This window comes from Mycobacterium sp. OTB74, assembly GCF_029892685.1.
Lineage (GTDB): Bacteria > Actinomycetota > Actinomycetes > Mycobacteriales > Mycobacteriaceae > Mycobacterium.
In genome coordinates this window covers 25,011-37,428 of the sequence record NZ_JARXVD010000006.1, presented here as the reverse complement: position 1 = coordinate 37,428, position 12,418 = coordinate 25,011, and the positions used below count along the sequence as shown (strand labels likewise).

Sequence of the window (12,418 nt, the reverse complement as noted above, 5' to 3'; positions counted from 1 at the left end):
GAAGGTGGGGAATTTTCAGTGGCACGGCAGCATCTTCACAGAATGCCTGTGTTCACTAGATCCATCGCGGATGCGCCGCGCACCGAGTGTGCACGAGAAAAAGGGGAACGCACGTGAGCCCAGCAAAGACGTCCGGCAGCAGTGTCAAGGTCGCTGTCGGCATCATCGGCGGCAGCGCCGTCGTGGCACTTGCCGCGCTATGCGGCGGGGTGCTGGCCGATCCGTCCGAATCCACCACCGCCAACACCACGTTGGTATCGATGACCACTCCGCCGAGCACGCCGACCATCACCCAGGCGGTGCCCTCGATCACCGGTAAAGCGCCGCTGTTCGCCGGTGAAAACCCCAACGCGAACCCCCAGGGATAGCTCGACTCAGTGCAATCCGGCCCCGTCCGGCCGTGTCGCGTTACTGATGTGTGTCACCGTGACGGTCTGACCATCTCGAGTGGCACGCACGCTCACGTATTGATCCGGGGCGAATGCTGACGGCTGCCCGGCTGGGATCGCATAGGTCTGGGCGAAGCCATCGTCACTGCGCACGGTGATCGACTGCGGGCCACCCGAGACGGGCGGATTGACGACGGCGGTGATTGTTCCGGTCTGCACCACGGTGGTGCGGGAACCGGTGCCGTTGCGGGTGACGAATTCGCTGTGCAACGCCTGATCCGCCGCATCGCCATCGGCATTGGCCGGCCCGAAGCCACCCGGCGGCGGGCCGGGCTGACCAGCCGGCGGATGGCCGCCCCACGAGGCATGGTGACCGCTCGGTTGATCGGTGGCGGCATAGATCGCGGCGCCACCGAGCCCGCCGATCGCCACTGCCACCGCAACCACCGCGGCCGGCCGCCGCCAGCGGGTGACAGCGCGATCCGCCTCGGCCTTCTTGCTGGTATCACTCATGGCGACCACCTTCACGGCCCAATATGTGCGTTCCCTGTATGTGGTGCAAATGATGCCTGTGTGAGTGCGCGCGACGCTGGCGTCAACGATCACTGCCATTTTCATAGGTTGTACATAGACTTGTCACAGTGAGTGCCCACGACAGTTACCCATAATGGCGATGTGACAAGCCCAAACAGCGCCGCTCATGACAGCGATACCCCGCGAGTCGTGATGCGCCGGGCCGATGGCAAGCCGATCAACGTGCTCGTGGTTGACGACGAGCCGGTGCTCGCTGAACTCGTGTCCATGGCCCTGCGATACGAGGGGTGGGACATCGCCACCGCCGGTGACGGCGCCACTGCCATCGCATTGGCCAAAGAGAACCCACCCGATGTCGTGGTGCTCGACGTCATGCTGCCCGACATGAGTGGCCTGGATGTGCTGCACAGACTGCGTGAACAGCAACCGGGGTTGCCGCTGTTGCTGTTGACCGCCAAGGACTCGGTCGAAGACCGGATCGCCGGGCTGACCGCCGGCGGCGACGACTACGTCACCAAACCGTTCAGCATCGAAGAGGTCGTGCTCCGACTGCGGGCGCTGTTGCGGCGCACCGGGGTGGCCAACGAAAGCGGTGGCGCGCAGATCGTCGTCGGTGACCTGGTGCTTGATGAGGACAGCCATGAAGTCACCCGCGGTGGCGAGTCCATCACCTTGACTGCCACCGAATTCGAGCTGCTGCGCTTCATGATGCGCAATTCCAAGCGGGTGCTGAGCAAGGCCCAGATTCTGGATCGGGTGTGGAGCTACGACTTCGGCGGTCGCTCCAACATCGTCGAGCTCTATATCTCGTACCTGCGCAAGAAGATCGACACCAACCGCGAGCCCATGATCCACACGCTGCGCGGTGCCGGTTATGTCCTCCGACCGCCGCGCTGAGGCACCGCGCGCCCGGATCTGGCAGCCCCGAAGCTGGTCGCTGCGGGTCAGGTTGCTGGTGACCCAGGTACTGCTGCTGGCGTTGGTCATCGCCGCCATCGGCATGGCGACCGAGTTTGCGCTGCAACGCTTTTTGCAGCATCAGCTGGACAACCAGGTGCTCGAAGCCGGTCGTCGCTCAGCCGCCATCTTCGAGCTGCCGCCTCCGCCGCTGGCGCCCCCGCTGACCGGCGGGGTGGCTCGGCCGCCCATGGATCGGCACTCCCGGCCCCGATTCGATCCGCAAGCTGGGCCCGGTCCCGGATTCCTCAATGCTCCTGGCCAGGCCGTGGGCACCGTCGGGGCGGTGGTGTTTCGCGGTCAGATCGACGCCGGGGTGATCACCTTGGACGGTGGGCGCGCCGAGGTGACCCCCACGGCCGCAGCGCAATTGGCGAAGGTGCGGCCCGACCACATCACCCGCACCGTTGACCTGGACGGGTTGGGGTCGTATCGGATCATCGGAATGCACCCTCGGCACGGTGGACCAGAAACCATCGTGGTCGGACTGCCCACCGCGCATGTCGATAACACATTGCTGTGGGTGGCCGGAATGTTCTGCGCCGTAGCGTTTTTCGCATTGCTGGCGGCGGCGGTCGTCGGAGTGTGGATCATTCGTCGCCAATTGGCGCCGCTGTCAAGGGTTTCGGCGGCTGCGCGAAATGTGGCCAACCTGGAGCTGGACAAAGGCGAAGTGCAGCTGCCCACCGAGATCGTGCACGTCGATCCGGTCGCCGCGCACACCGAGGTGGGCCAGCTGGGGTCGGCGCTGAACCGCATGCTGGATCGTATTGCTGCGGCAATGGCCGCCCGGCATGCCAGTGAGACCCGGGTTCGGCAGTTCGTTGCCGATGCCAGTCACGAGTTGCGTACCCCGCTTGCCGCCATTCGTGGCTATACCGAACTGGCCCAACGCAAACACGAAGAGGTGCCCGCCGACGTCGCCCACGCGATGAGCCGGGTCGAATCCGAGGCCGCTCGTATGACACGACTGGTCGAAGACATGCTGCTGCTGGCCCGCCTGGACGCCGGTCGGCCGCTGGAGACCGAGGACGTAGACCTGAGCCGCCTGCTGGTGGATGCCGTCAGCGATGCCCACGTGGCCGGCCAGGACCACAAGTGGTCGCTGGATCTGCCCGACGAGCCGGTGACGATCGTCGGCGACCCCGCCCGATTGCACCAGGTGTTGGTGAATCTGCTGGTCAATGCCCGCACCCACACCCCGCCCGGCACGTCGGTGACCACATCACTGTCTCGCGACGGTTCGGACGCCGTGGTGATAGCCATCGCCGATGACGGTCCGGGTATTCCAAAAGATCTGCAGCCAGAGGTGTTTCAGCGGTTCGCCCGCGGTGATTCGTCGCGGTCACGACAGGCCGGCAGCACCGGTCTGGGGTTGGCCATCGTCGCTGCGGTGGTGAAGGCGCACGGCGGAACCATCGACATGCAGAGCAAGCCGGGTGCCACGGTGTTCTCGGTGCGTCTACCTACCGAACCGGCCACACAGCCCGGGCACAGCCTCGCCTCGACAACCGCTTAGCGATCGCTGTGAGAATCAATCTGGTGACACCCGTAGTGTTTGATGCGCCGAAAGTTCTTGCGGCGCCCGAAGAATCGACCCCGCTCGACGTGCCGGCAGTGCGGCGCCCACTAGGGGAGTGGGTGGCCTACGGCGTGCTGCTCGTCGGGACCGCCGTGCTGTACCTGTGGAATCTGTCGGTATCTGGCTGGGCCAACGGCTTCTACTCGGCGGCCGCGCAGGCCGGGGCCGCGAACTGGACGGCCATGCTGTTCGGTTCCAGCGATGCCGCCAATGCGATCACCGTGGACAAGACTCCGGCCGCGCTTTGGGTGATGGATCTCTCGGTGCGGTTGTTCGGGCTCAACTCGTGGAGCATCCTGCTGCCGCAGGCATTGATGGGAGTCGCGGCCGTGGCGGTGCTGTACGCCGCGGTGCGCCGTGCCGCAGGGCCGTCCGCGGCGCTGCTGGCCGGTGCGGTGTTCGCGCTGACGCCCGTGGCCACCTTGATGTTCCGGTTCAACAATCCCGACGCGCTGCTGGTGCTGCTCCTGGTCGTCGGTGCCTATTGCGTGCAGCGGGCGTGCGAAAAAGACTCGGGCCGTTGGTGGTTGGCGCTCGCCGGAGCGGCGATCGGTTTCGCGTTTCTGGCCAAGATGCTGCAAGCATTCCTGGTGTTACCGGCTTTCGCTGCTGCTTATCTGGTGGCCGGGCCGCCGCAATGGCGCACCCGACTGCTGCGATTGACCGGCGCCTCATTGGCGATGGTGCTCGCCGGTGGGTGGTATCTGTTGTTGGCTGAGCTGTGGCCGGCTTCGTCGCGCCCGTATATCGGTGGATCGCAAAATAATTCCATCATCGAGCTGGCACTGGGCTACAACGGCGTCGGCCGGCTCACCGGTGACGAGCCGGGTGGCCTGGGCAACATGAACTTCGACGTGGGCTGGTCTCGGTTGCTCGGTGGTGACATGGGCACCTGCGCGGGCTGGCTGCTGCCGGCCGCGCTGATCTGCTTGGTCGCCGGGTTGGTGCTGACCCGGCGTCAACCTCGGACGGACCCCACGCGGGCAGCGCTGGTTCTGTGGGGTGGTTGGCTGCTGTTCACCGCGGTGGTGTTCAGCTACGCCAACGGCATCCTGCATTCGTATTACACGGTCGCGTTGGCCCCAGCCATCGGGGCTTGCGTGGGCATCGGTGCGGTCCTGTTGTGGCGCAGCAGATCTGTATTGGCAGCCCGCGTTGCGATGGCCGGTTGCGTGCTGGTCACCGTATGGCTGGGTGCCGTGCTGCTTGGCCGCAACGGTGAATTCGGCTGGCTGCGTGCCGCGGCCCCAGCCGTCGGGATCGGTGCCGCGGTCGTGCTGTTGGTGCCCAGGCTCCCGGACCGGCTGGCTCGCGGCGCCGCGGCTCTGGCGGTGTTGGCCTGTCTGGCCGCGCCGACCACGTACGCGGTTGCCACCGCCGCGGTCTCGCATACCGGGGCCATCCCGTCGGTCGGCCCTGCAGGCCACGGCCCAGGAGGTTTCGGCGGCCCACCGCCGGCCGGGTTTGGCGGCCCGGGTGCATTTGGCGGCCCGCCGCCGGGTGGCATCGGTGGTCTGCTGGATTCGCCGGTGCCCGGCCCCGGACTGACCAACCTGCTGACCACCGACGCCGCGAAGTATCGCTGGACCGCCGCCGTGATCGGCTCCAACAATGCCGCCGGCTACCAACTGGCCGCCGGGGCTCCGGTGATGGCCATCGGCGGCTTCAACGGCACCGACCCGGCACCGACCCTGGCGCAATTCCAGCAGTACGTCGCCGAACACCAGATTCACTACTACATCCGCGGAAACATCATGATGGGCCGGCACGGTGGCCAGGGCGGCTCGGGCAGCGACGAAACGCAGAACATCGCGATCTGGGTGCGCGAGCATTTCCCGGTCACGACGGTCGACAACACAGTGGTTTACGACCTGACTGTGCCACTCGCCTGACGTCGCTCCTACGAGGGACCGGCCAATCGGACGAATGCGCCGTGGCCGCCGTGTTAACGGTCAGATTAAAGACGCAACTCCCAGCTCAGAACACATAGCTTGTCCATAGCTTCGACTCACGATCGACCAAACAAGCCGCCCCAAGATAGGTGTCATGACGAACGTGCTTGAGCGCGACACCGATCGCCGCTTCACCACCCGACCGAATGCTGCAATCGCCGCTCAGGCCGCGGGCGTCCCCGTCCTCGACGTCGTGGTGCCGGTCTACAACGAGCAGGTCGCGCTGCCCGGCTCGATCCGCCGGCTGCACCGCCACCTGGCCGAGAACTTCCCCTACCCGGTGCAGATCACCATCGCCGACAACGCCAGCATCGACGACACCCCGCGGGTCGCTGCCGAGTTGGCCGCCGAGCTCGACAACGTCCGGGTGGTGCGCCTCGAGCTCAAAGGCCGCGGACGCGCCCTGCACCATGTGTGGTCGGCATCGCCCTCGCCGGTACTGGCATACATGGATGTCGACCTGTCGACCGACCTGGCTGCGCTCGACCCGCTGGTGGCCCCGCTCATCTCCGGCCACTCGGACCTGGCCATCGGGACCCGGCTGGCCCGCGACTCCCGGGTGGTGCGCGGACCCAAGCGCGAATTCATCTCTCGCTGCTACAACCTGATCCTGCGGTCCACGCTGTCGGCCAAGTTCTCCGATGCCCAGTGCGGTTTCAAGGCCATCCGCGCCGACATCGCGCAGCACCTGTTGCCGTTGGTCGAGGACACCGGCTGGTTCTTCGACACCGAGCTGCTGGTACTGGCCGAGCGCACCGGACTGCGTATCCACGAAGTGCCGGTCGACTGGGTCGACGACCCCGACAGCCGAGTGGACATCATCGCCACCGCTACCGACGATCTCAAGGGTGTGGGCCGACTGCTACGTGGTTTTGCCAACGGCACCATCCCTGTGAATACTATTGCTGCCCAACTGAGTTCGTCCACCAAGGCCGCTGCCCCCAAATCGCTGCTGCGGCAGGTGGTGCGGTTCGGCGCCGTCGGTGTCGCCTCCACGCTGGCCTACCTGCTGCTGTTCTCGTTGATGCAGGCTCCATTCGGTGCCCAGATCGCCAACTTTGTGGCGCTGCTGCTGACCGCCATCGCCAACACCGCAGCTAATCGGCGCTTCACCTTCGGGGTCAGCGGTGGCGGTGCCTCCAGTGCGGCCAGGCATCAGTTCGAGGGGTTGATCGTCTTCGGTGTCGCGCTGGCGATCACCAGTGGCGCGCTGGCCGGCCTGCATCTGTTGGTCCCGCACGCCCACCATCTGGTCGAACTCTCGGTGCTCGTGGTCGCGAACCTGGTCGCCACCGCGGTGCGATTCGTCCTGTTGCGTGGTTGGGTCTTCCATCCCCGCCGGGCCAGCTGAAAGCTGGTCAGCATGACCGCCGTGTCGGACTCAACCGCCGGACAAGAACCAGCCGGCCTGCGGGACTACCCGCCGGCCGGTTAGCGGATCCGGTCGTTGTGGACCCGTCCCCGCTGGGAGCTGGGCGCGCTGGCTGCGCTGCTGATCGGCACGGCGGTGCTGTATCTGTGGGGGCTCGGCTCATCCGGGTGGGCCAACTCGTACTACGCCGCGGCCGCCCAGGCCGGCACCCAGAATTGGAAGGCTCTGCTGTTCGGCTCGCTGGACGCCGGCAATGCCATCACCGTGGACAAGCCGCCCGCGGCCATGTGGTTCATGGGCCTGTCCGGACGGCTGTTCGGATTCAATGCGTTCACCATGCTCCTGCCGCAGGCGCTTATGGGGGTCGCGGCGGTCGGCATGCTGTATGCCACGGTTCGACGCACCAGCGGTGCGGCCGCCGGACTGCTCGCCGGCCTTGTCCTGGCACTGACTCCCGTTGCGGCGCTGATGTTCCGGTTCAACAACCCGGACGCGCTGCTGGTGCTGTTGCTGATCACCGCGGCCTACTGCACGGTGCGGGCCATCGAGCAGCGTGACTTCCTGTCCTCGGTGGGCTGGATGACGCTGACCGGTGTGCTGATCGGCTTCGCCTTCTTGACCAAAATGCTGCAGGCCTTCCTGCCCGTCCCCGGCCTGGCGCTGGCATTTCTGGTGGCGGCACCGTTCGGTCTGGGCCGGCGAATCGGCCCTCTGTTGATTTCCGGTGTGGCCGTGCTGGCCTCGGCCGGCTGGTACCTGGCGCTGGTCGCCCTCTGGCCGGTGGACGCCCGGCCCTACATCGCCGGATCAACCGACAACAGTCTGTTGCAATTGGCGTTGGGCTACAACGGGATCGAACGGATCACCGGCGGCGACGGTGGGCCCGGCCACGGCAGCTTGTTCTTCGGTGGTCAGGCTGGCGCTACCCGACTGTTCGGGCCGTCGATGGGCGTCGAGGTGTCCTGGCTGTTGCCGGCTGCGCTGATCGGATTGGTGGTCCTGCTGTGGCTGACCCTCGCTGCGCCATGCACCGATTCGTCGCGTGCGGGGGTACTGCTCTGGGGCGGTTGGCTTGTGGTGACCGGCGCGGTGTTCAGCTTCATGGACGGCACCGTGCATCCGTACTACAACGTCGCACTGGCACCCGCCGTCGCAGCGCTGCTCGGTATGTCTGTGGCGGAACTGTGGCAGCGCCGGGCGACGTTGCCGGCCCGGCTCGTACTTGCGGGAATGCTCGCGGCGACGGGCATCTGGGCTTGGAGCCTGCTGGGGCGCACGCCGGAGTGGATGCCCGCGTTGCACGGGATCATTCTGGTGCTTGCCCTCGTGGTGGCAGCGATGGTCGCCGTCGGCGTTCGACGTCCCGGCCGGTTGACCGCAATGGTGGCCGGCGCCGCCGTGCTGACCGCGCTGGCAGGTTCGGCGTCGTTTGCGATCTATAACGTGGCGCACGGGCACACCAACGGGCCGAGTTCCATGTCTGGCCCGCCGCGGCCCGGGGGAGACGGCGGCTCCGGCCATGGTGGTCCCGGATCCGACGGCCCCAATGTGGCGCTGCAGAATCTGGTCCGCAAAACCGATAGCCGTTGGGCTGCAGCGGCTATCGGCTCATGGCAGGTGAGCGACCTGGAGCTGAGCACCGGCAAGTCGCTGATGGCGATCGGTGGGTTCTCCGGCGGCGACAACTCGCCGACTCTGGCGCAATTCCGGCAGTACGTCGGCGACGGGGCGGTGCGCTATTTCATCGCCAGCGATCACAAACGGCCGGTCAAGCACGATTCGGGTAGCGCCGCCGATATCACGGCGTGGGTGACCGCGCACTTCACCAAGCTCGACGTCGGTGGTGCCACGGTTTACGACCTGCAGACCTATCGGTGATTTGTGCACGTTTTCCGGCGCTGACCGCCGGAAAACGGGCACAAATCGCGTGCAGGTGACGCCGTCGAGCAACCGACGTTGACATCAACAGCTACCGCCCGTAAATTGCGGTTATAGTTCTAATGTTGACCAAATCAACCAACTTTACGGGGAAATGATGACAGCCGCATCTGAGGCCGACCAGCACGTGGCCAAATATGAGCTGACGCACCTGCGCTCGCTTGAGGCCGAGGCCATCCACATCATCCGCGAGGTCGCCGCCGAGTTTGAACGCCCTGTGCTGCTGTTTTCCGGTGGCAAGGACTCCATCGTCATGCTGCATCTGGCCATCAAGGCGTTCGCGCCGGGCCGGCTGCCGTTCCCGGTGATGCACGTCGACACCGGCCACAACTTCGAAGAGGTGATCGCCACCCGCGACGCCCTGGTGGCCCAGCACAACCTGCGCCTTGTTGTCGCCAGCGTTCAAGAGGACATCGACGCCGGACGCGTCGTCGACAACGGCCCGTCGCGCAATCCGCTGCAGACCGTGTCGCTATTGCGCGGTATCCGCGAGAACAAGTTCGACGCCGCATTCGGTGGCGCCCGGCGCGACGAGGAGAAGGCCCGCGCCAAGGAGCGGGTTTTCAGCTTCCGCGACGAGTTCGGTCAGTGGGACCCGAAGAACCAGCGCCCCGAGTTGTGGAACCTGTACAACGGCCGACACCGCAAGGGCGAGCACATCCGGGTTTTCCCGCTCTCGAACTGGACCGAGTACGACATCTGGGCCTACATCGGCGCCGAGAAGATCGAGCTGCCGAGCATCTACTACGCGCACCAGCGTCAGGTTTTCGAGCGCGACGGCATGCTGCTCGCCGTACACAAATACTTGCAGCCGCGCGAGGACGAACCGGTGATCACCAAGACCGTGCGGTTCCGCACCGTCGGCGACGTCACCTGCACCGGTTGTGTCGAGTCGGAGGCTTCGACGGTTGACGAAGTCATCGCCGAGACCGCGGTGTCGCGACTGACCGAGCGCGGGGCCACTCGCGCAGATGACCGAATCTCCGAGGCCGGCATGGAAGACCGCAAGCGGGAAGGCTATTTCTGATGAGCGCTTGCGCGAAGAAGAGAGGGCACAGCTGATATGGCAACGTTGCTTCGCATCGCCACTGCCGGTTCGGTGGATGACGGTAAGTCCACGCTGATCGGCCGGCTGCTCTACGACAGCAAGGCGGTCATGGAGGACCAGCTGGCCGCCGTCGAGCGCACCTCCAAGGAACGCGGTCACGAGTACACCGACCTGGCTCTGGTCACCGACGGCCTCCGCGCGGAGCGGGAGCAGGGCATCACCATCGACGTCGCCTACCGCTATTTCGCCACGGCCAAGCGCAAATTCATCATCGCTGACACCCCGGGCCACATTCAGTACACCCGGAACATGGTCACCGGCACCTCGACTGCGCAGCTGGCCATCGTGCTGGTCGACGCCCGGCACGGTCTGCTCGAGCAGTCCCGCCGGCACGCGTTCCTCGCCTCGCTGCTGGGTATTCAGCACATCGTGCTGGCGGTCAACAAGATGGACCTGATCGATTGGGACCGTGAGCGTTTCGAGAAGATTCGCGACGACTTCCATGAGTTCGTCGCCCGCCTGGACATCCAGGACGTCACCACCATTCCGCTGTCCGCGCTGACCGGCGACAACGTGGTGACCAAATCGGACAAGACGCCGTGGTACGAGGGGCCGGCACTGCTGAGCCACCTTGAAGAGGTGTACATCGCCGGTGACCGCAACCTGATGGACGTGCGTTTCCCGGTGCAGTTCGTCATCCGGCCCCAGACCCACGAGCATGCCGACCACCGCAGTTACGCCGGCACCATCGCCAGCGGTGTGATGCGCCCGGGCGACGAAATAATCGTTCTCCCAACGGGAAAGACCAGCACCATCACCGCGATCGACGGACCTACCGGTCCGCTTGCGGAGGCCTTCGCGCCCATGGCGGTGTCGGTGAGTCTGGCCGACGACATTGACATCAGCCGAGGCGACATGATCGCCCGGGCCAACAACCAGCCTTACGTCACGCAGGAATTCGACGCCACCGTGTGCTGGATGGCCGACGATGCCTCGCTGGAACCTGGCCGCGACTACGTCATCAAGCACACCACTCGGACCACCCGGGCGCGGGTGGAGGCGCTCGATTACCGGCTGGACGTCAACACCCTGCACCGGGACAAGAGCGCAACGGCTTTGAAGCTCAACGAGCTCGGCCGCGTCACCCTGCGCACCCAGGCCCCGCTGCTGCTCGACGAGTACGCACGCAATTCGGTCACCGGATCGTTCATCCTGATCGACCCGGACACCAACGGCACCGTGGCCGCCGGCATGGTCCGCGACACCACTCCGGCCGCAGCCCGCTCCGCCAGTCCGAACGCGGTGCGGCACGCCAATCTGGTCACCACTGAAGACCGTTTGTCCAAGGGCAGCACGGTGTGGTTCACCGGCCTGTCCGGTTCGGGCAAGTCGTCGGTGGCCATGCTGGTGGAACGCAAGCTGCTCGAAATGGGCCGTCCGGCATACGTTCTGGACGGTGACAACCTGCGCCACGGCCTGAACGCGGACCTCGGCTTCTCCATGGCCGACCGGTCGGAGAACCTGCGCCGGCTCGCCCACATCGCCACCTTGCTCGCTGATTCCGGTCAGATCGTGCTGGTGCCGGCGATCAGCCCGCTCGAAGAGCATCGCGAGTTGGCTCGAAAGGTACACACCGATCAGGGATTCGAGTTCTTCGAGGTGTTCATGGACACCCCGCTGGCAGACTGCGAGGCACGCGACCCCAAGGGCCTCTATGCCAAGGCGCGCGCCGGTGAGATCACCCATTTCACCGGTATCGACAGCCCGTATCAGCGGCCGAAGGACCCTGACCTGAGGCTGATTCCGGATGATCTGGTGGCGCAGGCCCAGCGCGTGGTCGACATGTTGGTGGCCGAGCGATGATCGATCACGAGGTCGCCGAGCGCCTGGCTACCCGCGCCGGTGAGCTGCTGCTCGACGTGCGGGCCGAGTTCGCCACCGCCACCGCCCAGGAGCGGAAAGACGCGGGGGACAAGCGATCCCACGAATTCCTGATGACCGAGTTGGCCCGGCTGCGGCCGGACGACGCGGTGCTGTCAGAGGAGGCGACCGAGGAGGAGAAGGCCAACAACGCCCGGCTGACGTCCGCTCGGGTGTGGATCATCGACCCGCTCGACGGCACTCGCGAGTTCTCCGAACTCGATCGTGACGACTGGGCCGTGCACGTGGCGTTGTGGGAATCAGGTGAGCTGGTGGCCGGTGCTGTCGCGTTGCCGGCGCAGAACACCACGCTGTATACCCCTGACGTTGCTGCGCCCCGCGCGGTCGACGGGCCGCCGCGGATCGTGGTGTCCCGGACCCGTCCACCTGCGGTCGCCTTGGCGGTACGCGACGCACTGGACGGTGTCCTGGTCGAAATGGGCTCGGCGGGAGCCAAAGTCGCGGCTGTGGTCCAGGGACGCGCCGATGTCTACGTGCATGCCGGAGGGCAGTACGAATGGGACTCCGCGGCGCCTGTCGCGGTGGCCCGCGCTGCGGGTCTGCACACCTCGCGCATCGACGGCTCGCCGTTGACCTACAACCACAAGGACCCCAAGCTGCCGGACCTGGTGGTGTGCCGGCCGGAGTTGGCCGAGCGGGTCCTGGCGATCACCTCCGCGTCGTAACGGCCGAAACATACGAAATGGCTGTGGGAACGGAAGTTCC

The 12,418-nt window shown here is 65.9% G+C and carries 10 protein-coding genes; 9 read left to right on the top strand and 1 reads right to left on the bottom strand.

Translation table 11 applies throughout. The features are described 5' to 3' along the window. The first annotated feature begins 113 nt into the window (after window positions 1-113). Window positions 114-368: a hypothetical protein gene (locus M2432_RS10550; protein WP_280826762.1), complete on the top strand. Its 255-nt coding sequence runs from the start codon at window positions 114-116 to the stop codon at window positions 366-368. 6 nt (window positions 369-374) lie between these two features. Here the strand turns inward: M2432_RS10550 and M2432_RS10545 are convergent, their stop codons facing one another. Next, window positions 375-902: a hypothetical protein gene (locus tag M2432_RS10545; RefSeq protein ID WP_280826761.1), complete on the bottom strand. Its 528-nt coding sequence runs from the start codon at window positions 900-902 to the stop codon at window positions 375-377. A gap of 213 nt (window positions 903-1,115) precedes the next feature. Between M2432_RS10545 and M2432_RS10540 the strand changes: the two genes are divergently transcribed. The 8 genes from M2432_RS10540 to M2432_RS10505 all read left to right on the top strand — a co-directional run bounded on the left by M2432_RS10540 (window position 1,116) and on the right by M2432_RS10505 (window position 12,378). Then, the gene (locus M2432_RS10540; RefSeq protein ID WP_280826932.1) at window positions 1,116-1,820 is read left to right on the top strand and encodes a response regulator transcription factor; all 705 of its coding nucleotides are present in this window, start codon (window positions 1,116-1,118) and stop codon (window positions 1,818-1,820) included. Then, entirely contained in the window at window positions 1,798-3,399 is a 1,602-nt protein-coding gene (locus tag M2432_RS10535; protein WP_280826760.1) for a HAMP domain-containing sensor histidine kinase, read from the top strand. The genes M2432_RS10540 and M2432_RS10535 overlap by 23 nt, the downstream gene beginning before the upstream one ends. An 89-nt stretch (window positions 3,400-3,488) precedes the next feature. Further along, entirely contained in the window at window positions 3,489-5,354 is a 1,866-nt protein-coding gene (locus M2432_RS10530; protein ID WP_280826931.1) for a glycosyltransferase family 39 protein, read from the top strand. 154 nt (window positions 5,355-5,508) lie between these two features. Further along, complete coding sequence (locus M2432_RS10525; RefSeq protein WP_280826759.1) at window positions 5,509-6,765, top strand: bifunctional glycosyltransferase family 2/GtrA family protein; 1,257 nt, start codon at window positions 5,509-5,511, stop codon at window positions 6,763-6,765. A 96-nt stretch (window positions 6,766-6,861) separates the two neighbouring features. Next, complete coding sequence (locus M2432_RS10520; protein ID WP_280826758.1) at window positions 6,862-8,664, top strand: glycosyltransferase family 39 protein; 1,803 nt, start codon at window positions 6,862-6,864, stop codon at window positions 8,662-8,664. Between the two features lie 157 nt (window positions 8,665-8,821). After that, complete coding sequence (gene cysD, locus M2432_RS10515) at window positions 8,822-9,751, top strand: sulfate adenylyltransferase subunit CysD (RefSeq protein WP_280826757.1); 930 nt, start codon at window positions 8,822-8,824, stop codon at window positions 9,749-9,751. Between the two features lie 36 nt (window positions 9,752-9,787). After that, entirely contained in the window at window positions 9,788-11,635 is a 1,848-nt protein-coding gene (gene cysN / locus M2432_RS10510; protein ID WP_280826756.1) for a sulfate adenylyltransferase subunit CysN, read from the top strand. Next, a complete protein-coding gene (locus M2432_RS10505; RefSeq protein ID WP_280826755.1) occupies window positions 11,632-12,378 on the top strand; it encodes a 3'(2'),5'-bisphosphate nucleotidase CysQ in 747 nt (248 codons plus the stop codon). The genes cysN and M2432_RS10505 overlap by 4 nt, the downstream gene beginning before the upstream one ends. Window positions 12,379-12,418: the final 40 nt, after the last annotated feature.

Bases quoted from the DNA above. Each gene is read 5' to 3' on its own strand.
- M2432_RS10545 (WP_280826761.1), bottom strand. From the start codon at position 902: ATGAGTGATACCAGCAAGAAGGCCGAGGCGGATCGCGCTGTCACCCGC.
- M2432_RS10540 (WP_280826932.1), top strand. From the start codon at position 1,116: ATGCGCCGGGCCGATGGCAAGCCGATCAACGTGCTCGTGGTTGACGAC.
- M2432_RS10535 (WP_280826760.1), top strand. From the start codon at position 1,798: ATGTCCTCCGACCGCCGCGCTGAGGCACCGCGCGCCCGGATCTGGCAG.
- M2432_RS10525 (WP_280826759.1), top strand. From the start codon at position 5,509: ATGACGAACGTGCTTGAGCGCGACACCGATCGCCGCTTCACCACCCGA.
- cysD (WP_280826757.1), top strand. From the start codon at position 8,822: ATGACAGCCGCATCTGAGGCCGACCAGCACGTGGCCAAATATGAGCTG.
- cysN (WP_280826756.1), top strand. From the start codon at position 9,788: ATGGCAACGTTGCTTCGCATCGCCACTGCCGGTTCGGTGGATGACGGT.
- M2432_RS10505 (WP_280826755.1), top strand. From the start codon at position 11,632: ATGATCGATCACGAGGTCGCCGAGCGCCTGGCTACCCGCGCCGGTGAG.